Below are 22,173 nucleotides of genomic sequence, written 5' to 3' on the forward strand. Positions count from 1 at the left end.
GGACTCCAGCCACTCGGCGGTCTCTTCCGGATCACGATCAGGCAGCTGGTTAGTCAACCCGCTGAGGATATGGGAGGTCTCTTCTCCTGCAGCCACGTCCAACCTCTCTTTGAGCGCATGCATCGGCGCCCTCAGCTCCGGCAGGGTATCTGCCTGGCGTGAACGCGACGTGTGCGACGTATCGGTTACAACTGCCCGGTCATGTGCGCCGGGCAAGGTCCAATCACAACTATGCCCGCCTTCGTCAGCGGGGCGTCCGCCCTCACAGGCGTAGTCGTCATCAGCCACTCTAGCTCTGACCGCTCGGGGATGCGTAGCTGTCGCATGGGGGCCCAGTCGTATTTGACCCGCATACTGGTTGTGTGACGACGTGCCGCCCGGCGGTGCCCGGAATGCCGTGTGTGACGCAGAATATGGCGGATCGCGGGGCCAACAGCTTGAAGCGCAGGCGCAAAGGGTGTTGGCTTGGAGTAATGGAAATCACTAGAGCTATTGAAAACCCCAAGCATAGGAGCAACACGTGAGCGAGGCCGACGCCGCCACTTCGGTAAATGTGGCGGAAAAACTGGGTTTCAAAACCGGGGACCTGATTCAGGAATTCGGTTATGACGACGACGTCGACTTCGATTTGCGGGACGACATCGAAGATCTCACCGGTTCGGAACTCTTCGATGAGGACGACCACGAGGTAGTTGACTCCGTCATACTTTGGTGGCGGTCCGGCGACGGCGACCTCGTTGACACCCTGGTCGACTCGCTGACCACCCTGGCTGAGGGCGGCGTCATCTGGGTGCTGACCCCCAAGTCCGGCCGGGTGGGTTACGTATCACCAGCGGACATCCAGGATGCCGCACCCACCGCAGGACTGCACTACACCACCTCCGCCGGCGTCTCCAAGGACTGGAGCGCCACCCGGGTCACGCGGAAGAACAAGTGACCCCAGCCGGAGCGGTTCGCACCATCGCGGACCAGGCAGTTGAAGAGCGGGCCGTGCCCGCCGTCGGCGAGGCAGCCCCGGACTTCGAGCTGCTGAACCAGTACGGCGAACCCGTGAGGCTTTCGGAACACCGGGGACGCAACGTCGTTCTCGTCTTCTTCCCGTTCGCCTTCTCCGGCATCTGCACGGGGGAACTGTGCGAAATCCGGGACAACCTGGCGCTCTTCGAGGGAGCCGACGCCGCCGTGCTGGGTATCTCAGTGGACAGCAAGTTCGCCCAGCGGGCCTACGCGGAGAAGGAAGGCTACTCCTTCGACCTGCTGGCCGACTTCTGGCCGCATGGGGCCATCGCCGAGCAGTACGGAGTGTTCGACCCCGGAAGCGGCATGGCGAAGCGCGGAACTTTCATCATCGACGCGAGCGGGACCGTGCGGTACGTGGTGGTGAACCCCCGCGGCCAGGCCCGGGACTTCGCCGGATACCGCGCCGCCCTCGCTGGACTCGCAGGGGACTGACACAGTGAGGACGCGGCGGCCCGGGGTCGGCATGACTGGCTTTGCCAGCCTGCCCCCGGTTCCTGCCGCGGAGCCGGCCCGTGACGAGCTCGAGGTCCTCCAGGAAATCCACGGCATTCTGGCAGGGGAGCGCTTCGCGCTGCTGACCGGCGCCGGCCTGAGCACTGATTCCGGCATCCCCGACTATCGCGGGCCGGGCGCAGCGCCCCGGGCGCCCATGACCTACCAGGAATTCATCGGCGAGCCGGACAACCGGCGCCGCTACTGGGCCCGCAACCACATCGGCTGGTCACACCTGCGCCGTGCCGACCCCAATGACGGCCACGCCGCCGTCGCCTTGCTGGAGCACCGGGGACTCCTGACCGGACTCATCACCCAAAACGTGGACAGGCTGCATGAGGACGCCGGCAGCGTCAACGTGGTGGACCTGCACGGCCGTTTCGACCAGGTGCTCTGCCTCGCCTGCCACCGGCGCTACAGCCGAACCCTGCTGGCGGGGGTACTGGCCGAACTCAACCCCGGATTCCTGGAACGGGCCCTTGCCGCCGGGGCGGTCGAGATGGCTCCGGACGCCGACGCCACCGTCGAGGACGCGGACCTGATTAAGAACTTTGTCGTGGCCCATTGCCCGGCCTGCGGCGGCACGCTCAAACCCGATTTCGTCTACTTCGGCGAGAACGTCCCCAAAGACCGGGTGGAACGCTCGTACGCCATGGTGGATGAGGCGGGTGCCCTTCTGGTGGCTGGCTCCTCGCTGACGGTGATGAGCGGCCTGCGGTTCGCCCGGCACGCGGCCAAGCACGGAAAGCCCGTTGTGATCATCAACCGGGGCCAGACCCGCGGAGACGAACTCGCCACCATCAAGCTTGACGCCGGCGTCAGCGAAGCACTCACCTGGCTCGCCGCCGAACTTCCGCCGCTCTAAGCGGCTCCCCCCGCTGCCGGTCCGCCCGGAGGCGATTGGCGCTTCGCCGGGTTTATCCGGTACAGTAACTGTTCGTTGGTTGAAGCGCGGAAGCGCTGAAACAGCGGTTTGGGTCTTTAGCTCAGCTGGTAGAGCGCCACGTTTACACCGTGGATGTCATCGGTTCGATCCCGGTAGGACCCACCACCAAATACCCCGTTGCGACAGGCCGGAAGGCCCGTCCGGCGGGGTTTTGTTTGTCGTGCGGCCCGTCTTGGCCGCACGCCACTTCCTCACCTCCGGAACAGAACGACGGCGCCCCACCCTGGATAGCGGGACGCCAACGTGACGCCGGGTTATTTGTTAATTGCCGCGGCGTCCTCCTTCGACATCTCGATCAGTGCGAACTCCGGGTCATCCTCATACGACTTCACGCGGGCAACGTGGAAGATGATGAGTCCGTAGACCGCCTTCGCTACGATGTCAGCGACCGAGTAACCGACCTGCTTGAGCACCCACGCATCCGAGCCCTCGATGTTGAGCAACGGGAGCAGATACGCGATCGGGTACACAAGCCAACTCGCGAGGAGCAGGAAGCGCAGCGCGCTGAGGCTGCCGCGCACCGAGGCGGGCTGCTTGCCCAGCGACTTGGTGAGCTGCACAAACAGCACGTACAGGATGTACACGAAGGGGATGGTCGAGAGCAGTCCGAAGATTGCGCGGATGCTGTTGTCGCCGCTGATTTCGCCGGGGTAGCCAAGGATGATCATGAGCGCGGCAGCTGGGATGAGTTGCCTGATGAGGCGTTTCTGTACCGATCGTGCAAGCGCAAGAACAGCAATGAGTTCAAACAGCAGCAGCGGCACGGTCAGCAGCCAGTCGACGTAGCGGTATCCCTCGTTGAACGATTGGCCGACTGCCTGCGTGTAGTCACCCCTGCCGCCCACAGCGTCAGTCACGAACGACGCCCGGAAGGAGTCGAAGATCCTGAAGTAGTGGTAGGCGGCGATGCCGCAGACGATGATTGCCACCGTGATCGCCTGCCGGTAACGCGGCAGGATTCGCGGCAGTGCGATCAGCAGAAACAGCGCCGTAAACAGCTGTGAGGCTATGACCAGCGACAGAAAGTTGTAAACGGTATCGTATTGGCCCTGTGTAAGAGAGTCAGTAATCAACGGATCCTCCATGGTTGCGGTGTCCGAGCCGGGTTTTCGATGAACCTAGACGGACTTACATTATATTTGACTTAGTGAGTAAGTTACTAGATGATTCATCAAGTTCTTGGCTCAGACTGCACTAGACTTTTTACAGTCGAGGTAACCGAACCCTGATCGGAAGGGCCAGTCGGGAGGGGCAGCACAGTGGAGGAACCACGCATGACGCACGCCCTCACTGGCTTTCCCTACGCAGCCACCAGATTCGTACGGGCTCTCGAGCGCAACCGTGAAAAGATCGCCACGGACCACGGCCTCTCACCCAGTGAACTCCGCGCCATTTTCTGGATTGCCGAGCACGCCAACGTCACCCCCAAGCAACTCGCGGAACACATGGAGCTCACCACCGGTGCAATCACGGCCATCTCAACCCGGCTGGTGAACCTGGGGTGGCTTGCACGGCTGGCTCATCCCCACGACCGCCGGAGCCTGTACCTCGAGCTGACGCCCGACGGGCACACGGTGATGGCAGACATCCACACCGAGTTCAACGGAATGATCGCTGCATCCACCACGGCCCTCACGACCCAGGAGCTGGCGGCGTTCGAAGCGGCCCTCCTGACCGTGGCCGAAGAGGTAGCGCGGCGCACGGGGCCGTAGTGCCTGGACCCGCCGGGGCACGGTCGCCGGCCGGCCGGGTATTGAGGCCGCACCCTGTTAGCAAAACTGTCGTAGCCCGGCCCTACCGTGGTTGGCATGGAATACGTCACGGTGAAATCGGGCCCCGATGGCAGGCCCCAAGCGGTGGTCCGCGGCGGCCGCGAATGGATTATCGGCGCGGAGCCGGTCCGCTGGTTCGAGCGGGTGAGCTGGTGGGAAGCGGAGCGGCGGATGCCCAAGGGACTGAGCCGCGTTGACGTCGAGGTCTGGCAGGTCCAGGCGAGACTGGGCCGCAATTCCGGTTCCGCCCTCACCACAATGGAGATCATCCGTGACGGTCTGGGCGGCGGCTGGCGGCTCCGGGAGGCCATTGCGGACGTGGCGTAGACGCTGCGCAACTCCGGCACCACGTGCCGCATGTGCCGGGACATTGGAAAAGCCTTCCACCGCGACTATTGGGGGATGCCGCGGTGGAAGGCTTGGTATGAATATACCGTGAATATTTGGAAATGCGAAACACACGTCGGCGATTCTGAGCGGCAAAATGCCTATTCGATGGAGTAGCCAGCGGCTAGCGGACGGCAGGGCCGGGTGTTGGCCTGGCCCGACACATTCCGTACCTGCCACTGCCTGCGACCTAGCGGTTTAGCGTCGCTGTCGCGCCGTGGCGGGAGAAAGTTGTTCCCGCCTCACGTTTTGTCTCTGGCAGGCGAAACGCGGTTGGGCGGATCATGGCGGAGTCTGCCTCGGTCGGCGCTTCAACGACGAAATCGGTGAGGTCGTGGCCGCCCTCGCGGACGGGCCACTCTTCGTGGACCCGGTGGTCACCCACACGTTCCCGCTGGACCAGGGGCTGGAGGCCTTCGAGATGGCCCGGAACGCGGCCGTTTCCGGCAGGGTGCTGCTGGACTTCAGGCCGGGCCAGTGGTCCTAGAAACGCTGGACCGGGACAAACACCCTGGGCTGGTCCTTCCACTCAGGTTCCATCTCCGCGATGGTCTCCCGCATGATCCGGTCCGAGGCCTCGCGGGCTGCTACCGGGTTTCCGGCGGCAATCGCCTCTGCCACGTCCACGTGCCACCGCAGCGCCGTCTCGCGGGGGTGGTCCGGCATCAGGCCGTGCACCGTGCGGCCGGTCAGCGTCTCAGCCACCTGGCCCACCATGTTGGCGAACATTTCGTTCCCGGAGCCGGTGAGCAGCAGGGAGTGGAAGTGGATATCGAGCTCCAGGAACCGCGGCACGTCCCCGGCCTGGCCGGCGTCGCGCATAGCATGCGACACCTCCACGAGTTCCCGGCGGATCTCCTCCGGAGCGTTCGCGGCGGCCAGTTCGGCGGCCACGGGTTCGACGGCGGTGCGCAACTCCGCGAGGGAGCGCAGCTGCGCGCCGCGCCCCTCGCCGGCGAGGCGCCAGCGGATCACCTGGGGGTCGAAGGGGTTCCAGCGGTTGGCCGGCAGTACCCGGATGCCGACCCGCTTGGTCGTCTCGACCAGTCCGAGCGACTGAAGCACACGCACCGCCTCGCGGACCACCGAACGGGACACTTTGAGTTCGTCTTCGAGGTGCTCGGCCAGCATGATGTGGCCGGCCGGGAGCTCGCCCGCGACGATGCGGGTGCCGAGGTGCTCAATCGCGCGGTGGTGGAGGCTGGTTGACATAGTCGTAAGCATAGTGGGGCGGACGCGGATCCAGCCTCCGGTCCGGTCCGGACAGGCACAAAGGACGCCGGAAATCATAGACTGTTTGTGACGCGCCATATTCCGCCACGTGGGCACTGCTTTCCAGCAACCGGCGGAAATACATATGGTTTATTGACAGCCACTGATCCCAAGAAGACAGTCCCGCCTTCCGCGCGGGACGAACTGCACTAGTTGCACAGAAATGATTTGGAGTTTTGATGTCAGCACACATCGGTGTCACCGGCCTTGCGGTGATGGGGGCCAACCTCGCCCGCAACCTGGCCCGGAACGGCTTCACCGTTGCCCTGCACAACCGGTCCGTCGAGAAGACCGACGCCCTGCTGGCCAAGCATGGCCACGACGGCGACTTTGTCCGCACGGAGACCCTGCAGGAGCTCGTCGACTCACTGGAGAAGCCCCGCCGCGTGCTGATCATGGTCAAGGCCGGCAAGCCGGTCGACTCCGTGATCGAGCAGCTCGAGCCGCTCCTGGAACCGGGCGACATCATCATCGACGCCGGCAACTCCCACTATGAGGACACCCGCCGCCGCGAAGCCGCGCTGGCCAAGAAGGACCTGCACTTCGTCGGCATCGGCGTCTCCGGCGGAGAGGAAGGCGCCCTGAACGGCCCTTCGATCATGCCCGGCGGCTCGAAGGAATCCTACGATGCCCTGGGTCCGCTGCTGGAAAAGATCGCCGCCCACGTCGACGGCAAGCCCTGCTGCGCCTGGATCGGCACCGACGGCGCCGGCCACTTCGTCAAAATGGTCCACAACGGCATCGAATACGCCGACATGCAGGTCATCGGCGAAGCCTTCGACCTGCTGCGCTCCGGCGCGGGGATCGAACCGGCCGAGCAGTCCAGGATCTTCGAAGAGTGGAACAAGGGCGACCTCGCCTCCTTCCTGATCGAAATCTCCGCCGAGGTCCTCGGCCACGTGGACGCGAAGACCGGCAAGCCGTTCGTCGACGTCGTCGTGGACGCCGCCGGCCAGAAGGGCACCGGCCGCTGGACGGTCATCTCCGCCCTCGAGCTGGGCTCCCCGACGTCGGGCATCGCCGAGTCGGTCTTCGCCCGGGCGCTGTCCTCCCAGACGGAACAGCGCAAGCTGGCCCAGGAACTGCTCGCCGGTGCGGAAGCCGACGTCGAGATCCCGGAGAGTTTCGTGGAGGATGTCCGCCAGGCGCTCTACGCCTCCAAGCTGGTCTCCTACGCCCAGGGGCTGGACATGCTCACCTCGGCCGCGAAGGAATACGGCTGGGACCTGAAGCTCGACGAGATCGCCTCCCTGTGGCGCGGCGGCTGCATCATCCGCGCCGAACTGCTCAAGGAGATCACCAAGGCCTACGCCGCGGCGGAGAAGCCGGCCAACCTGCTGTTCGCCCCGGCGTTCACCAAAGCGATCGCCGACGTCCTCCCGGCCTGGCGCCGTGTGGTCTCGACCGCGGTCCAGCTCGGCATCCCGGTGCCGGTGTTCTCCTCCTCGCTGGCCTACTACGACGGCCTGCGCCGCAAGCGCCTCCCGGCCGCCGTGATCCAGGGCCAGCGCGACCTCTTCGGCGCGCACACCTACGGCCGTGTCGACGCCGAGGGAACCTTCCACACCCTCTGGGGCGAGGACAAGTCTGAAATCGAGGCAGTGGACACCCACTAGTCCGCAACTGACGCCGGCGGCCGGTGCTCCCGTTACTCTGGGAGCACCGGCCGTTCGCGTTTCCCGGGATCCGTCCCGGCTCCGGTCCGGCCAACCGTCCCGCCAGCGTCCCAGGAGTGCAGCAGATGACCCAGCCCGTAGCACTTGTCACCGGTGCCTCCACCGGAATCGGTTACGAGACCGCCTGGAAGCTCGCGGCCCGCGGGTTCACCGTCTACGCCGGCGCCCGGCGCGTCGAGAAGATGGAGCCGCTGACGGCCCACGGGGTGACAGTCGTGGCGCTGGACGTCACCAGCGAGGAATCCATGACCGCCGCCGTCGAACAGGTGTTGGCCGCCCACGGCCGGGTCGACGTCCTGGTGAACAACGCCGGCTACGGTTCCTACGGTTCGCTGGAGGAAGTGGAACTGGACGAGGGGCGGCGGCAGTTCGACGTCAACCTCTTCGGGCTGGCGCGGATGACCCAGCTGGTGCTTCCTGGAATGCGGGCCGCCGGGCGGGGGAGGATCATCAACGTGTCCTCGATCGGCGGACAGATGTACGAGCCGCTGGGGGCCTGGTACCACGCCACAAAGTTCGCCGTCGAGGGCCTGAGCGATTCCCTGCGGATCGAACTCAAGCCCCACGGCATCGACGTGTCCATTATCGAGCCGTCGGGAACCGAATCGGAGTGGGGCGCCATCTCCGGCGACAGCCTGCTGGCCACGTCCGGACGCGGGCCCTACATGGACCAGGCCAAGGTGGTGGCCGCGGCGCTGGCGTCCACCGTGGGTTCGAGCATGTCCACACCCCCGGGCGTCATTGCCGACGCGATCGTGCACGCCGCAACGTCCCCGAAGCCGAAGACGCGCTATCCGGTGGGCAAGGGCGCCCGGGCCATCCTGCTGCTGCGGCGGCTGCTGCCGGACCGGGCCTTCGACGTCGTGATCTGGAACCTCTACAAACGGTTTCCCGCTTAAGCTCATCCGGGAGGCCGGTGCGGGCCACGGGGAGCGCCGGTCAGATGTGGTAATCGATGACGTATTCGGCCGGGTCGACGGCGGGCTTGGTTTCCCGCTGTGCGTCCCGGTGGCGCCACGTGGCCGGCACGCCCGTGAGGATCGATTCTGCGGGGGCGTCCTTGACCACCACGGCGTTGGCGCCCACGGCGCTGTCCCGGCCGATGGTGATGGGGCCCAGGATCTTGGCGCCGGCGCCGATCACGACGCGGTCCTCAAGGGTGGGATGGCGCTTGACCTTGGCCAGGGAGCGGCCGCCGAGGGTCACGCCGTGGTAGATCATGACGTCCTCGCCGATTTCGGCGGTCTCGCCGATGACGACGCCCATGCCATGGTCGATGAAAAAGCGGCGGCCGATCGTGGCTCCGGGGTGGATTTCGATCCCGGTGCAGAACCTGGCCAGCTGGGATATCAGCCGGGCCGGGAAGCGCAGCGCAGGGTTCTGCCACAGCCGGTGCGTCAGGCGGTGCGCCCAGATCGCGTGCAGGCCGGAGTAGGCAAAGAAGTTCTCGAAAGAACCTCGAGCCGCCGGGTCGTGGGACCGGGCGGCGTCGAGGTCTTCCTTCAGTCTTGCGAAAAAGCTCACAAAGACCTTTCTACGAAGTCTTGGGACAGGGTTGGACTCAGCCGCGGATGTCGTCGTACAACACGGTGGAGATGTAACGCTCACCGAAGTCGCAGACAATAGCAACAATCAGTTTACCGGCGTTCTCCGGGCGTTTGGCGAGTTCCAGGGCCGCCCAGACGATCGCGCCGGAGGAGATGCCGCCGAGGATGCCTTCCTTGACGCCGAGTTCGCGGGCAACGCGGACCGAGTCCTCGAGGGTGGCGTCGATGACCTCGTCATAGACGTTGGTGTCCAGGATCTCCGGGATGAAGTTGGCGCCGAGGCCCTGGATTTTGTGCGGGCCCGGAGCTCCGCCGTTGAGGATGGCGGAGTCCTTCGGCTCGACGGCGATGATCTGCACCTCCGGCTTGCGCTCCTTGAGCACCTGACCGACGCCGGTGACGGTTCCGCCGGTGCCGACGCCGGCGACGAAGATATCGACCTTGCCGTCGGTGTCGGACCAGACTTCCTCTGCCGTGGTCTGGCGGTGGACCTCGGGGTTGGCCTCGTTGGCGAACTGCTGGGCCCAGATCGAGTTCTCCGTGTTGGCGACGATCTCCTGGGCCTTCTCCACGGCACCCCGCATGCCCTCGGAACCGGGAGTGAGCACAATCTCGGCCCCGTAGGCGCGCAGCATGACACGGCGTTCGGTGGACATGGTCTCCGGCATGGTCAGGATGACCTTGTAGCCGCGGGCCGCGCCGACCATGGCCAGGGCGATGCCGGTGTTGCCGGACGTGCCTTCGACGATGGTGCCGCCGGGCCTAAGGGCACCGGACTTCTCCGCGGCGTCGACGATCGCGACACCGATGCGGTCCTTGACGCTGTTGGCCGGGTTGTAGAACTCCAGCTTGACTGCCACGGTGGCGTCAAGGCCTTCAGTCAGCCGGTTAAGCCGGACCAGCGGGGTGCCGCCGACCAGCTGGGTAACATCGTCATAGATCCGTGCCATGGGTGTCTGCGCCTGTCTGTTGAAGAGGGAATGCTGAGGTCAGCCTAACGAGGGCCCGCAGGCCCTCGCTAAGCATTAAGCCATGCAGAGTAATATTTCCTGGCCTTGGCCAGCTTCGGATTGATGATCACCTGACAGTAGCCCTGCTCCGGGAACTTGCCGTAGTAGTCCTGGTGGATTTCCTCCGCCCGGTGGAACACCGGCAGCCGGCTGACCTCCGTGACGATCGGATGCGCCCAGAGCGACTGGTTCCGTTCGATGGCGTCCTCGAAGAGGATCTTCTCATCGGTCGTCTCATAGAACATCGAGGAGCGGTACTGGGTTCCGACGTCGTAGCCCTGGCGGTTGAGCGTGGTGGGGTCGTGGAGGGCGAAGAACATGTCAAGGATGACCTCCGCGGGGACGACCTCATCATCGAACGACACCGCCACCACCTCGGCATGGCCGGTGGTTCCGGAGCAGACGGCGTAGTAGTCGGGGTTTCGGTCATGGCCTCCGGTGTAGCCCGAAACGACCGCACTGACACCCTTGGTTTTCTGGTAGACGGCGTCGAGGCACCAGAAGCAGCCTCCGCCGAGGACAAAAGTTCTCATGCTCTCTTCAATGGTCGAAGGGCCCCGATGATTCCCGGCGGCTGCGGGGGAGGCCGGCCAATAGGGTAAAAATGGGGGTATGGAACCTGTAAACACCGACGTTTCAGCCGGCCCGTCCGAAGGAAACGACGACTCCGGCAACGGTCCCGGCCACACGCCCGAGGTCCCCACCCTGGGCATGATCCTGCTGGCCGTCGAGGAGCTCTGGCCCGAATCGCTCGCGGAAGACTGGGACGAAGTGGGACTCGTGGCCGGCCACCCCTCCGCCGGGGTGAGCAGGATCCTCTTCGCCGTCGATCCCACCCTTGAGGTGATCGAGGAGGCCATCGACTTCGGCGCCGAACTGCTCATCACCCACCATCCGCTGCTGCTCAAGGGCGTCACCTCGGTCGCAGCGAACACCGCCAAGGGCCGTGCCGTGCACCGCCTGATTGAGTCCGGGACCGGGCTGCTGACGGTGCACACCAACGGTGATTCCGCCGTCGGCGGCGTCTCCGATGTCCTGGCCGACGCGCTGGGCCTGCAGAACGTGGCCCCGCTGACCCCGGCCGTGAACGGACTGCCGGAAGAAGGCATCGGGCGGGTCGGAGACCTGGAGGACGTCATGACCCTGGGCGATTTTGCCGCCCGCGTCTTCGGCATCCTGCCCTCGGTCGCCGGCGGGGTGCGCGTATCCGGGGACCGGGACGGGCTGGTCCGCCGCGTGGCGGTCTGCGGCGGCGCCGGGGATTCCCTCTTCGGGGAGGTCCGGGCGAGCAACGCCGACGTCTACCTGACAGCGGATTTGCGGCACCATCCGGCGTCGGAAGCCCGGGAGGCGGCCGTCGACGACCGGCCGTACCTGATCGACGTCTCCCACTTCGCCAGCGAGTGGCTGTGGCTGCCGCCGGCGGCGGAAGCGCTGGGCAACGTGCTGAGTGACCAGGGGCACGACGTCGAGATCCGGGTCAGCACCACCAACAGCGATCCGTGGGACTTCATTCTGACTCCGGGCGGGGACTAGAGTCTAGGGAGCGCCGAATAGGTGCCCGGCTCCAGCCGGCAGGGAACAAGCGGAGGTAAATAGTGGCCAAGGCAGCACCGGCGGAACAGTTGAAGTTGCTCGAATTGCAGGGACTTGATGCCAAGCTCAAATCCCTGTCAAACCGCCGCCGAAGCCTTGAAAGCGACTCCCGGATCACCGATCTTGAAGCAGCCCTCAGCGTGGCCGGCGGCGAACTGGGCGCGGCGAAGATGGCGGTCCACGACGCCGAACTCGAGCTCAGGCGGGCCGAGGCGGACGTGGAGCAGGTGGCCTCCCGGATTGAACGCGACGAAGCCAAGCTCAACAGCGGCACCGGCCTTTCCAAGGACCTCGTGGCCCTGCAGCGCGACCTGGTGTCCCTGAACAAGCGCCGCTCCGACCTTGAAGACGTTGAGCTGGAAGTCCTGGAGCGGCTGGACTCGCTCCGCCTGCGCCAGGCCGGCCAGCAGCAGATTGTCGACGACATCCAGGGCTCCTTCGGCTCCATCCGCGCCGAGCTGGACGAGCAGCTCGCCGAGATCGCCGCTGAGGCCACCGTGGTGCGCGGCAAGCGTGCCGAGTTCGCCGAGGGACTGGACGCAGGCCTGCTGGCGATCTACGAGAAGACTTTGGCCAAGCGCGGTGTCGGTGCGGCCCGCCTCTTCCACGGAACGTCCGAGGGGTCGGGCATGCAGCTAAGCCCCGGTGACCTCGCCGAAATCAAGGCGGCGGCCGAGGACGATGTGGTGTTCTGCCCGGATTCCGGCTGCATCCTGGTCCGCTCCGCCGAGTGGGCTAACCACCCGCCCGCGAGCTAGTCAGGCAGGATCAGGTTGAGGGCGTGCGGCTTCCGGGCCGTGCCCTCAACCAGTTCGACGCTCCACTTTTCGGCAGCCGCTTGTCTCAGCTGGGCGGGAGTCTGCGGCGCCTTGCCCCGGCGGGTCAGCAGGTGCCGGGCGACCTCGCCCCGGGTGTGCTTCGCGAAGTGGCTGACCACTTTGCGTACGCCGTTGACCTCGGTGAACACGTTGACGGCGACGGTCTGTGCCGGCGGGGGAGCCCACGCGGCGGCGTAGGTGCTGGAGCGGCAGTCCACCAGCAGTTCGCCTTCCGTGGCGGCCGCGAGGGCCTCACTGAGTTGCGGCTTCCAAAAGGACGCCAGGCGTCCGACGTCGGGCAGTGCGGTCCCCATCGACAGCCGGTAGGCGGGCACCCGGTCGCCGAACCTGATGGCACCCCAGAGCGCGGAAATGACCAGCACACACTCGTCCGCCTTCCTCCGCTGCGTGGGCGTGAGCGAGTTGTAGTCCAGCGCGTCGTACAGCACCCCGGAGTAGACTTGGTGGGCGGGCGCCGCCGGTTCGGCGTGCAGCCTCGTGTTGCGTTCGACGTCGGCCCGCAGCGAGGCGCCGACGCCCAGCAGCGCGAGGGCGTCCTCGTGGGCGCTGACCGTTCCGAGCCCCTCCAGGACCTTGGCCCGGTAGGAGTTCAGTCCGGGGAAACTCAGGGTAGTCCAGTCGACGGCGTCGCCCGTTATGGCGGGGGTCTTGCCTTCAGAGGGCGGCAGCAGAATCAGCACCGTCCAATCCTAGCGGCGGCCCGTCGCCGGAATGATACCGCCGCGGCCCGCTGCCGGAACCGCGCAGTCCCGGCCCGAAGGCCCGCTCCTCAGCCGAGGTTGCGGCCGAGGAAGGACAACACCTCGGGCAGGATGGAACGCCAGTAGCTGCCGTCGTGACCGCCGGGCTGGAAGCCTCCTTCGACGGTGCCCGGGAGTTCCGCTCGGTAGTTCCGGACCGTGGCGGCGAGGTCGTCCCCGGTGCCGCAGTCGATCCGCTTGGGCAGCGCCGCGAGGCTGGGCCTCAGCGCGAACACGTCATGGGCCGCGAAATCTTCCGGGCCGTCGAAAGCGTCTTCCCGGCGCGGGTCGTAGTCCTCCCAGACCGCCGGGCTCATGGCCGCCACGGCCCGGACCCCGGGCAACCGGCCCTGGGACGCGAGCAGGAGCGAGCCGAAACCTCCCATGGAGAGGCCGAAGAGGCCGATCCGGCCGAGGTCGCAGCCCAGCCCGCCGAGGAACGGAACGAATTCCTGCACCAGCATGGACTGGGTGTCGCTGCCGTCGGCGCGCCGATGCCACCAGGTGTCCCCGCCGTCCACAGCCGCGAGGGTAAACGGCGCGCCGCCGGCGTCGAGGTGCCGTTGGAGGGCCTCGTGGGCCGCCAGGTCCTCCATCAGGACGGCGTGGCTCCCGCCCAGACCGTGAAGGAAGACCGCCACGGGACGTAAAGGATGCGCCCCGCCGGGCGTCAACCCGGGCCCGGCCACTGACCAGTGGGTGGCGACTCCGGGGCGGAAGGCCGAGACGAAGGAGCCGGTGCTGGTAGTGACTGTCAACGGGGCGGCGGCCGGCGGTACCGTCGCGGCGGGAGAACTCTTCTCCACGGGGGTGAGGCCCTCCGTGCACGCTGTGAGCGCTGAGGCGCCCAGCCCGATTCCTGCCAGCTCAAGCAGCCGGCGCCGGCCCAGGACGGAATCCTCCATTCCCCGATCATAAGCGTCACGGCCGGAGGTGTCCCCGGACGGGTCCGCCCTGACCGTAGAATGGACAGCGGATGGGTTGACCAGGCGGCCGCGCGTCACGCAAGTGGCTCGAGGAACGTCCGGGCTCCGCAGGGCAGGGTGGTGGGTAACGCCCACTCGGGGTAACCCGCAGGCCAGTGCCACAGAGAACAGACCGCCTGCGTGCGGCACGTGCGTGCACGGGCCGCAGGTCAGGTAAGGGTGAAACGGTGGTGTAAGAGACCACCAGCTTCCCGGGCGACCGGGAAGGCTAGGTAAACCCCACCCGGAGCAAGGCCAGACAGGGCACGTTTGAGGGCTGCTCGCCCGAGTGTCCGGGTAGGCTGCTGGAGGGCGTCGGCAACGGCGTTCGTAGATGGATGGCCGCTACTCCCGCGCTGGCAACGGCGCGGGAACACAGAACCCGGCGTATCGGTCAACCCATCCATTCACACCGCGGGGGATCCCCCGCCATCGTTTCCGCTGCTGAGGGCCGTCTGCCCGCGCGGGTACGGGCTGACCCAAATGCTTGACATAGTCCCGGCGGGACCAGAGACTGCAGGGAGCGTCTCAAGCAACGGTGCTATCAGGGAACAGCTTAGGGGGTCAGAGTGTCGGACGAGGCAACATACGACTACGTGATTGCCGGGGGCGGCAGCGGCGGCAGCGTCCTTGCTGGCAGGCTCAGCGAAGACCCCTCCGTCCGCGTCCTATTGCTCGAGGCGGGCAGATCCGACCGCCACCCGTTCATTCATGTCCCGGCCGGCTTTCCGAAGCTCAAAGGCGGGCCGTACCAATGGGACTATGCGAGCGTTCCGCAGAAGCACAGCAATGGCCGGTGCATCCCGCTTGCCCAGGGTCGCGTGCTCGGCGGCGGGGGGTCCATCAACTCCCAGGTCTTCACCCGCGGCGTGGCCGAGGACTATGACAGCTGGGTCACGGACTATGGCTGCGAGGGCTGGTCCGCTGACGAGGTGAACAAGTACTTTGTCCGTTCGGAGTCCAACAGCAGGCTCTCGGCGCCGCACCACGGTACCGACGGGCCGCTCGGAGTCTCCGACCTGCTGCGTCCGCACAAGCTCTCGGCGGCCTTCGTCAAGGCGGGCCAGGAGTTCGGGCTGCCCTATAACAGCGACTTTAACGGCGCCGAGCAGTACGGCGTTGGCTTCTACCAGACCACTACGAAGAATGGCCGCCGGTGCAGTGCGGCCGTCGCCTACCTACGGCCCGCGCGCAAGCGGCGGAACCTCACCGTCCGCGCCAACGTCACCGTCTCCAAAGTGATCATCAGCAACGGCAGGGCCGTCGGAATCCAGGCGTTCGAAGGCGGCAGCGTGCGGACGTACAGCGCCACCCGCGAGGTGATTGTCTCGGCCGGCGCCTTCGGTTCGCCGAAGCTGCTCCAGCTATCGGGCATCGGTGACCCGGCGGATCTCGACGCTGCCGGCATCGAGACCGTCCACGCCCTGCCGGGCGTCGGCAAGAACCTGCAGGACCACTGTGACGTCGACATCGTCTACGAACTCACGGATTACCACAGCCTGGACCGGCTGAACCAGGTTCGCCCGGCCACAGTCCTGGCCGGCGTCGAGTACCTTGCCTTCCGTTCGGGACCGTTCGCGTCAACCCTGGTGGAGGCCGGCGGTTTCAGTTACGCGAACAAGGAGGAAAAGACTCCTGACCTGCAGTTCCATTTCCTGCCCGCCGCGCGCGTGGGGACGGGGGCCACGGCGTTGAAGCCCGGATTCGGGGCCACGTTGAACTCGTATTTCCTGCGGCCGCGGAGCCGTGGAACCGTCCGCCCGGTGTCCTCAGACCCCAGCAAAGCACCGCTCATCGATCCGAATTATCTCGCCGACGACTACGACCTTGAAATGGCCATCGCCGGGGTGCAGCAGAGCCGCGGGATCATGGAGCAGTCGTCCATGGCGGCGCTCACCAAGGCGGAGCACATCGGCGACGGCAGCCGGGTGGAAACCCGCGACGAGTACGTGAAATTCGTGCGCTCCTTCGGGCGGACCTCCTACCACCCGGTCGGCACCTGCTCCATGGGAACCACCGATGAGTCCGTGGTCTCGCCCCGGCTGCAGGTCCACGGACTCGAGGGACTGCGCGTCGTGGACTCCTCGATCATGCCCCGCCTTATCAGTGCCAACACACAGGCGCCCACCATCATGATCGCGGAAAAGGCCGTCGATATGATCCTGGCGGACGCGCGTTAGCGGGGCTACAGACCCAGCTGCTTCGCGAGCTCCCACGGGGTGTCGGTGAAGACTCCATCAGCGCCTTCCGCGCGTAGCCTCGCCGCGGTTGCTTCGTCGTTGACGGTGTACGGCCACACGGTCAGCCCGGAGTCTTTCAGCTTTCGCAGGTAGCCTGCGGTGACGCCCTTGTGCGGGCCGACGTGGCCGATGCCGTTGGAGCTGATCGACGCCGGATCAGGTTCCTCCCCGTCCCGCAGGAGATACAGCACCTGCAGCCCGGACCGCGCCAGCGCCTGGGCAGCGGGAAAGCTGAACGTCTGCACCACCACCGTGTCCTGGATGCCGCGCTTCAGGATGGTCTCCGCGAAGGCAACCGGGTCGATGGCGGGGTCCTTCAGCTCGGGGACCAGGACGTTCCGCCCGCCGTAGGAATCCAACATGGCGTCCCACGTTGTCGGCGTGCCCTCGGCGCCGCCCAGCGGGTGCCTGATGCGGGCCCCTGCCCACTGTTCCAGGGTGATGCCGGCGGGATGGCCGCTGAGGCCGGGCATGGTCCGCCCGGCGTCGTCGTCGTGCAGCGGCACCAGCGTCCCGTCCCGGAGTTGCCGCAGATCCGTTTCGATCGGGAACGCCGTCTTGCTCACGGCCTCGAAGGCTTCCGCGGAGGACTCGGGGTAGACCAGCGCCCCGCCGCGGTGTGCCACCAGGGTGAATGCTGCTTTTGTCGCAGCTGACGCCGGACTGGACGACGGCGGACTGGACGACGCCGGGTCAGTCGCCGCCGGCGGTGCCGCAGCGGCGCAGCCGGTACACAGGAGGACGCTTAGCAGGAGAGCCCCAATCTTCATCATCGCCCCAGCGTAGCTGGCCCCCGGACGCCTGGGCGTGTCCACTGTGGGCCGCGCTACCGGGGCATCTGCCCCTTTCCTCGAGGTGGGGTGGCTGCTCGCTGCGGCCTCTTGCGCTGCAGCCGCCGGTGGCCAAGCCAGACTGCGGCGACCATGAGGCCCAGGACGTCGGCGAATCCCAGGATGGCCTCCCACGGCAGCTCGATGTCTCCGCTGTTGAGGTTGTTAAAGAACGAGCCCAGTGGTGTCAGCAGCGGCCACAGCACCAGGACACTGCGGACCATGGCGAACGCGACCGCATAGACCACGCCAAGCCCAAACAGGAAAACCAGTCCTTCACCGCCCATCCCGTAACCGACTTGGTAGGCCGCGTACAGGCCGGCCGCGAGTGCTATGCCGGGAGCCTGACCGAAACTCGCGCTGAGGCGAATTTGGACGAAGCCACGGAAAAACACGGTCTCGAAGGCGCCTACGGTCAAAGACATAACGAGCAAAGGGACCCATTCAACAGGTGCCGGCAGGGGGTAGCCGACGAGCGTTATTGCAAACTGGATGGAAGCCAGAATGAGTCCCAGCGCTGTCGCCTGCTTCCGGTTCCCCCACCACAGGCCCAGATCGGACAGCGGGCGCCCCCGCTTAACCGTGTAGAAAACCGGCCCCGCGACCCCCAGGACCAGGCCCGCACCAAAGCAAAGGAAAAGGCCGAGAACGTTGGTGGCGGTGACCACGGTGAAGGCTACGCGGAACAGCGCGACGACGATGATGTACAGCGCTGCCACCACTGCCAGATCCAACTTATCGACGCTCCGACGCCGCCAGGCCACCGGGCCGGCCAGAACAGCCAGCAGGAGTGCCGAGACCGGGACGACAATCCCGTAAACCGCCAGGTCAAGGAAAGCCAAGGACAACATCGCCGCCACGAGCCATGAAGTCCACATCCACGCGCGCCAGCCTTGAATACCCATGATTTTCATCAGGACCGCCCTTTCGCCCCGAAGTCAGCATGGCCCTGATGGGTCCATGTTGATAGAGCATTTGGCAGGGAACCCGACCGGTGCGCCGATGATTCGCGGCCGAAGCTTTCCCTTTCGACAAATCGCCCGGGAAACCGGGGCCTCCGGCCCATGACAAGTCAACCCCGGGGCTGCGAGACTCGGGTAGATGATGCCAGCACGAAACCTGAGCCGTCTCTGTGCCCCCGCAGCGCTCACTTGCGTTGTGGCCTGCGGATTCGCGTTCCGGCGCCTCCAGCTCCGTTGGGGTTCCACCCCCGAGGAGCTGGGCGGACGTCTGCCGGGGGACCACTTCATCACTCACGCTGGCCTGCAGGCAACACGGTCGATTACGATCCATGTTCCGGCTGAAAAGGTGTGGCCCTGGCTGGCGCAGATGGGCCAGCGCCGGGGCGGGCTCTACAGCTACGATGCCCTGGAGAACCTCGCCGGCCTGGACATCCACAGCGCGGACCGGATCCACCCTGAGTGGCAGGACATCAAAGTGGGGGACCCGGTGTATCTGGCACCCACGGACTCCTCGAACCTTGAGGTGGGGCTACTTGAACCGGAAAGGACGCTTGTCCTGCGCATTCCCCCCAGTCCAGCACCGGGCCCCTTCGACTTCACCTGGGCCTTCGTCCTCCAGCCGAAGCCGGACGGAACCACGCGCCTCGTTGTCCGTGAGCGGTACTCCTATCGGCAGTGGTGGGCCCGGTTCCTGGTCGAGACCGTGGAAGTTGCCAGCTTCGTCATGTCCCTGCGGATGCTCCACGGGATCAGGAGCCGGGCCGAGGGAGACGTTTAAGGGCACAGGCAGGCGTTTCCGCCCATCCACGGTGTCGGCGTCGAGCTTGACCGTGACCCCGTGCGCGCCGGTTGCCACGGCGTTGCTGCGCTTTTCTCTACTGACGCGTGTGTGAGTCATTTCACGCGTAACCGGGGACCGGACCCTGCCGGGCCGCCGCTAGAATGGTTGGTGAACGTAGAAGTTCTGCCGCCGGGTCTGCGTTCGCAGCCGGCGGCTTTTCTTTGCTCGACACAGGCGCCCGGGGTGGACCGAATCCCCGCCGGCGCCGAGGTTCCGGACACCCTCCGGCAGCCGACTTCCGCATACGACGCCGTATGTGGTGGATTCTAGGAAGGTATTTCTGTGAGCCAGACATCAGATTCTTGTCTTGATACGTGGATGGGCCGTGAGGCGCTCGCCGAGGCCATGATCCCGGTGATCGGCCGGCTGTACCGTGAGAACAACGTGGTCACGTCCATCCACGGCCGCAGCCTGATCAACAAGTCCACCATGAACATCCTCAAGGCACACCGCTTCGCCCGCCGGATGAGCAAGGAAGAACTGCGGCTCGAAGAGACCGCCCCGCTGCTGGATGCCCTGACCAAACTTGAGCTTGGCGCCGCGGCCATCGACATTGCCCGTCTCACCGAGAAGTACCGCGTCGAGGGCAACGGTGCCACCCTGGATGAGTTCCTGCGCAGGGAACTCGCGGAGGTTGTTGGCAAGCGCGGCGGCGACGACCGCACCAGCACCGACGTCATCCTCTACGGCTTCGGACGCATTGGCCGGCTCCTGGCCCGCCTCCTGATCGAAAAGGCCGGCGGCGGGCATGGCCTGCGGCTGCGCGCCATCGTGGTCCGCCGCGGTTCCGACAACGACCTCGCGAAGCGCGCCAGCCTGCTGCGCCGCGACTCGGTCCACGGCTCGTTCGAAGGCACCATCAAGGTGGACCTCGAGAACGACACCATCACCGCCAACGGCGTCCAGGTCCAGGTCATCTACTCGGACAACCCCGCGACGGTCGACTACACGGCCTACGGCATCCACGACGCCCTCGTCGTCGATAACACGGGACGCTGGCGCGACGCCGAGGGCCTGTCCCAGCACCTGAAGAGCAAGGGAGCATCCCGGGTGCTGCTCACCGCCCCGGGCAAGGGCGACCTGAAAAACATCGTGCACGGCATCAACCACGGCACCATCACCGACTCGGACAAGATCGTCTCCGCCGCCTCCTGCACCACCAACGCCATCACCCCGGTGCTCAAGGCGATCAACGACCGCTACGGCGTGGTGCACGGGCACGTCGAGACGGTCCACTCCTTCACCAACGACCAGAATCTGATTGACAACTTCCACAAGGGCGATCGCCGCGGCCGTTCCGCCGCGCTGAATATGGTCATCACCGAGACCGGTGCCGCCAAGGCCGTGGCCAAGGCCCTGCCGGAGCTGCTGGGCAAGCTCACCGGCAGCTCCATCCGCGTCCCCACTCCGGACGTGTCCTTGGCCATCCTGAACCTGAGCCTGGAGAACGGCACCACCAAGGACGAGGTCAACGATTACCTGCGGGAAATGTCGCTGCACTCGGAACTGCGTAAGCAGGTCGACTACATCGATTCGCCCGAGGTTGTCTCCACGGACTTCGTCGGCTCGCGCCGCGCAGGGATCGTCGACGGCCTGGCCACCATCTCCAACGACAAGAACCTCGTGCTCTACGTCTGGTACGACAACGAGTTCGGCTACAGCTGCCAGGTGGTCCGCGTGATGGAGGAAATGGCCGGCGTGAACCCGCCGTCGTTCCCCGCCAAGGACGCAGCAGCCACCCTGGAGGCAGCCGGCCTGCCCGTCGAGGTCACGGCCTGACGCCATCTCCTTGAATCTGTTCCACGTTTCCCGGCCGATCCTCTGGAATCGGCCGGGAAACGGCACCACAATGGTGCAATGGAACAGAACTCGGCTGTGGAGCACGAAACCACCTTGGAACACGCCCTGGACGTCGCGCGGCGGAACGTCAAGGAAGCCAAACGGCTCCTCGACGATGCCCGCGCCAAACACGCGGCCGGTGAGGTCGAGGAGGCAAGGGTCCGGCAACTCGAATCCCTCATGGCCCTCGCCAACGAAGACCTGGTACGCGTGACCCGGGAGAACTAGCCGGGCACCTGTCCTCCACACTGTGGACAACGCCTCCAGGGCGGGAGGCCGGGCCTAGGCTTCAGGGGTGCAAAGAATTTGCTCCGCACCGGGACGCACCGGACCCCGGCACACGTCCCGGGCGCCGGCTTGACGCTCTCGTGGCCGGAGTTCCGGCGGGAACGACGGCGGTCCCGCCAGGCGTGGGCCCTGCTGGCCGCCGCCGCACTCGCCGTCGTCGCCGGTCTCGGCTGGTTTTTCACGAACGGGCAGTTTGCCGCCGTCGAGCCGCCCACGGACGGACCCCGTGAGGCGCCGGTGCTGGCCGCCGGCTGGATGAACCCCGTCCCCGCGGTGCGCCCCGTTCCACGCGGCGCCGCGGCGGCGCTGCTGGACACGCTCCCGGTCAAGGGCCGGGCGGCCCAGGACAACTACGAGCGCAGCGCCTTCGGCCAGGCCTGGCTTGACGTGGACCGCAACGGCTGCGATACCCGCAACGACATCCTCCGCCGCGACCTTTCGGGGGCCGAGTTCACCGGGAACTCCAGCTGCCGGGTGGCCAGCGGAACGTTCCGGGAACCGTACACCGGCCGGCAGCTCACGTTCCTCCGGGGAGCTGGCAGCAGCAAAGCGGTGCAGATCGACCACGTTGTCGCGCTGGGGGATGCCTGGCAGAAGGGTGCCCAGCAGTTGACCGCCGGACAACGCATGTCCCTGGCGAACGATCCGCTGAACCTGATCGCCGTCGACGGCCCGGCCAACCAGGACAAGAGCGCCTCCGACGCCGCTACCTGGCTTCCGCCGAACAAGGCCTTCCGCTGCCACTATGTTGCCCGGCAGATCTCCGTTAAGGCCGCCTACCGGCTGTGGGTCACTCCGGCGGAGAAGGTCGCGATGCGCCGGATCCTCGCCACCTGCCCCGGGCAACGGACGATTGTCGCGGCTGCTCAGTAGACTTCAGCCATGGATTGCGCGTGGATTCCTGGCGCACC

23 protein-coding genes, 1 tRNA gene, 1 other RNA gene and 1 pseudogene are annotated in these 22,173 nt (G+C 66.2%); 17 read left to right on the forward strand and 9 right to left on the reverse strand.

Annotated features, from left to right (window positions below; translation table 11 throughout):
- Nucleotides 1-520: 520 nt before the first annotated feature.
- The 4 genes from ABIB29_RS18970 (at nucleotide 521) to ABIB29_RS18985 (ending at nucleotide 2,563) form a co-directional block, all read left to right on the forward strand.
- Complete coding sequence (locus ABIB29_RS18970; RefSeq protein WP_354174475.1) at nucleotides 521-937, forward strand: DUF3052 domain-containing protein; 417 nt, start codon at nucleotides 521-523, stop codon at nucleotides 935-937.
- Nucleotides 934-1,452 carry a peroxiredoxin gene (locus ABIB29_RS18975; RefSeq protein WP_502915657.1) on the forward strand — a complete coding sequence of 173 codons (519 nt, stop codon included), beginning with the start codon at nucleotides 934-936 and terminating at the stop codon, nucleotides 1,450-1,452. Before ABIB29_RS18970 ends, ABIB29_RS18975 begins: the two co-directional genes overlap by 4 nt.
- Nucleotides 1,453-1,483: 31 nt before the next feature.
- The gene (locus tag ABIB29_RS18980) at nucleotides 1,484-2,377 is read left to right on the forward strand and encodes an NAD-dependent protein deacetylase (protein ID WP_502915658.1); all 894 of its coding nucleotides are present in this window, start codon (nucleotides 1,484-1,486) and stop codon (nucleotides 2,375-2,377) included.
- A gap of 110 nt (nucleotides 2,378-2,487) precedes the next feature.
- Nucleotides 2,488-2,563: transfer RNA gene (locus ABIB29_RS18985), tRNA-Val, on the forward strand.
- 149 nt (nucleotides 2,564-2,712) lie between these two features.
- On the opposite strand, the gene ABIB29_RS18990 is transcribed toward ABIB29_RS18985, so the two are convergent.
- Entirely contained in the window at nucleotides 2,713-3,531 is an 819-nt protein-coding gene (locus tag ABIB29_RS18990) for a bacteriorhodopsin-like (protein WP_354174478.1), read from the reverse strand.
- A 201-nt stretch (nucleotides 3,532-3,732) separates the two neighbouring features.
- On the opposite strand from ABIB29_RS18990, the gene ABIB29_RS18995 reads away from it, so the two are divergent.
- From ABIB29_RS18995 to ABIB29_RS19005, 3 genes and pseudogenes are all read left to right on the forward strand, one after another.
- Nucleotides 3,733-4,170, forward strand: coding sequence for a MarR family winged helix-turn-helix transcriptional regulator (locus ABIB29_RS18995; RefSeq protein WP_354174480.1), 438 nt, complete (start codon nucleotides 3,733-3,735; stop codon nucleotides 4,168-4,170).
- 96 nt (nucleotides 4,171-4,266) lie between these two features.
- Entirely contained in the window at nucleotides 4,267-4,557 is a 291-nt protein-coding gene (locus ABIB29_RS19000) for a hypothetical protein (RefSeq protein ID WP_354174482.1), read from the forward strand.
- Nucleotides 4,558-4,924: 367 nt separating this feature from the next.
- Nucleotides 4,925-5,104, forward strand: a pseudogene (locus tag ABIB29_RS19005) (L-idonate 5-dehydrogenase); the annotation flags it as partial.
- Here the strand turns inward: ABIB29_RS19005 and ABIB29_RS19010 are convergent.
- Nucleotides 5,101-5,829 (reverse strand): FadR/GntR family transcriptional regulator, encoded by a 729-nt coding sequence (locus ABIB29_RS19010; RefSeq protein ID WP_354174483.1) that lies wholly within the window; start codon nucleotides 5,827-5,829, stop codon nucleotides 5,101-5,103. The pseudogene ABIB29_RS19005 and the gene ABIB29_RS19010 overlap by 4 nt on opposite strands.
- 239 nt (nucleotides 5,830-6,068) lie before the next feature.
- Here ABIB29_RS19010 and gnd point away from each other — a divergent pair, with 239 nt between their 5' ends.
- A complete protein-coding gene (gene gnd, locus ABIB29_RS19015; protein ID WP_354174485.1) occupies nucleotides 6,069-7,505 on the forward strand; it encodes an NADP-dependent phosphogluconate dehydrogenase in 1,437 nt (478 codons plus the stop codon).
- A gap of 125 nt (nucleotides 7,506-7,630) precedes the next feature.
- Complete coding sequence (locus tag ABIB29_RS19020; protein WP_354174487.1) at nucleotides 7,631-8,464, forward strand: oxidoreductase; 834 nt, start codon at nucleotides 7,631-7,633, stop codon at nucleotides 8,462-8,464.
- Between the two features lie 40 nt (nucleotides 8,465-8,504).
- Here ABIB29_RS19020 and epsC read toward each other — a convergent pair whose 3' ends face one another.
- The 3 genes from epsC to msrA form a co-directional block, all read right to left on the reverse strand.
- Entirely contained in the window at nucleotides 8,505-9,089 is a 585-nt protein-coding gene (gene epsC, locus ABIB29_RS19025) for a serine O-acetyltransferase EpsC (protein WP_354174489.1), read from the reverse strand.
- A gap of 37 nt (nucleotides 9,090-9,126) precedes the next feature.
- On the reverse strand, nucleotides 9,127-10,062 hold the full coding sequence (gene cysK / locus ABIB29_RS19030; RefSeq protein ID WP_354174490.1) for a cysteine synthase A: 936 nt from the start codon (nucleotides 10,060-10,062) through the stop codon (nucleotides 9,127-9,129).
- A 68-nt stretch (nucleotides 10,063-10,130) separates the two neighbouring features.
- Complete coding sequence (msrA, locus tag ABIB29_RS19035) at nucleotides 10,131-10,655, reverse strand: peptide-methionine (S)-S-oxide reductase MsrA (RefSeq protein WP_354174491.1); 525 nt, start codon at nucleotides 10,653-10,655, stop codon at nucleotides 10,131-10,133.
- Between the two features lie 79 nt (nucleotides 10,656-10,734).
- Between msrA and ABIB29_RS19040 the strand changes: the two genes are divergently transcribed.
- Both ABIB29_RS19040 and ABIB29_RS19045 read left to right on the forward strand, forming a co-directional pair.
- Entirely contained in the window at nucleotides 10,735-11,658 is a 924-nt protein-coding gene (locus tag ABIB29_RS19040) for a Nif3-like dinuclear metal center hexameric protein (RefSeq protein ID WP_354174493.1), read from the forward strand.
- Between the two features lie 62 nt (nucleotides 11,659-11,720).
- Complete coding sequence (locus ABIB29_RS19045; protein WP_354174495.1) at nucleotides 11,721-12,476, forward strand: zinc ribbon domain-containing protein; 756 nt, start codon at nucleotides 11,721-11,723, stop codon at nucleotides 12,474-12,476.
- Here the strand turns inward: ABIB29_RS19045 and ABIB29_RS19050 are convergent.
- Together ABIB29_RS19050 and ABIB29_RS19055 are read right to left on the reverse strand one after the other, a co-directional pair.
- Nucleotides 12,473-13,237, reverse strand: coding sequence for a YaaA family protein (locus ABIB29_RS19050; protein ID WP_354174496.1), 765 nt, complete (start codon nucleotides 13,235-13,237; stop codon nucleotides 12,473-12,475). The genes ABIB29_RS19045 and ABIB29_RS19050 overlap by 4 nt on opposite strands.
- A gap of 89 nt (nucleotides 13,238-13,326) precedes the next feature.
- Nucleotides 13,327-14,202 (reverse strand): alpha/beta hydrolase, encoded by an 876-nt coding sequence (locus ABIB29_RS19055; RefSeq protein WP_354174497.1) that lies wholly within the window; start codon nucleotides 14,200-14,202, stop codon nucleotides 13,327-13,329.
- 72 nt (nucleotides 14,203-14,274) lie between these two features.
- Here ABIB29_RS19055 and rnpB point away from each other — a divergent pair.
- Both rnpB and ABIB29_RS19065 read left to right on the forward strand, forming a co-directional pair.
- Nucleotides 14,275-14,668, forward strand: an RNA gene (rnpB, locus tag ABIB29_RS19060) — RNase P RNA component class A.
- 163 nt (nucleotides 14,669-14,831) lie between these two features.
- Nucleotides 14,832-16,442, forward strand: a complete 1,611-nt coding sequence (locus tag ABIB29_RS19065; RefSeq protein ID WP_354174498.1) for a GMC family oxidoreductase — start codon at nucleotides 14,832-14,834, stop codon at nucleotides 16,440-16,442.
- Nucleotides 16,443-16,447: 5 nt separating this feature from the next.
- Here the strand turns inward: ABIB29_RS19065 and ABIB29_RS19070 are convergent, their stop codons facing one another.
- Together ABIB29_RS19070 and ABIB29_RS19075 are read right to left on the reverse strand one after the other, a co-directional pair.
- Entirely contained in the window at nucleotides 16,448-17,275 is an 828-nt protein-coding gene (locus tag ABIB29_RS19070) for a glycerophosphodiester phosphodiesterase (protein WP_354174499.1), read from the reverse strand.
- A 53-nt stretch (nucleotides 17,276-17,328) separates the two neighbouring features.
- Entirely contained in the window at nucleotides 17,329-18,246 is a 918-nt protein-coding gene (locus tag ABIB29_RS19075) for a CPBP family glutamic-type intramembrane protease (RefSeq protein ID WP_354174500.1), read from the reverse strand.
- A 187-nt stretch (nucleotides 18,247-18,433) separates the two neighbouring features.
- On the opposite strand from ABIB29_RS19075, the gene ABIB29_RS19080 reads away from it, so the two are divergent.
- The 4 genes from ABIB29_RS19080 to ABIB29_RS19095 all read left to right on the forward strand — a co-directional run bounded on the left by ABIB29_RS19080 (nucleotide 18,434) and on the right by ABIB29_RS19095 (nucleotide 22,135).
- Entirely contained in the window at nucleotides 18,434-19,072 is a 639-nt protein-coding gene (locus ABIB29_RS19080) for an SRPBCC family protein (RefSeq protein ID WP_354174502.1), read from the forward strand.
- A 345-nt stretch (nucleotides 19,073-19,417) separates the two neighbouring features.
- Nucleotides 19,418-20,914, forward strand: a complete 1,497-nt coding sequence (locus tag ABIB29_RS19085; protein ID WP_354174504.1) for a glyceraldehyde-3-phosphate dehydrogenase — start codon at nucleotides 19,418-19,420, stop codon at nucleotides 20,912-20,914.
- Nucleotides 20,915-20,992: 78 nt separating this feature from the next.
- A complete protein-coding gene (locus ABIB29_RS19090; protein ID WP_354174505.1) occupies nucleotides 20,993-21,202 on the forward strand; it encodes a hypothetical protein in 210 nt (69 codons plus the stop codon).
- A gap of 129 nt (nucleotides 21,203-21,331) precedes the next feature.
- The gene (locus ABIB29_RS19095; protein ID WP_354174506.1) at nucleotides 21,332-22,135 is read left to right on the forward strand and encodes an HNH endonuclease family protein; all 804 of its coding nucleotides are present in this window, start codon (nucleotides 21,332-21,334) and stop codon (nucleotides 22,133-22,135) included.
- Nucleotides 22,136-22,173 lie beyond the last annotated feature (38 nt).

The sequence above is a fragment of the Arthrobacter sp. UYEF36 genome (genome assembly GCF_040547025.1).
Classification (GTDB): domain Bacteria; phylum Actinomycetota; class Actinomycetes; order Actinomycetales; family Micrococcaceae; genus Arthrobacter.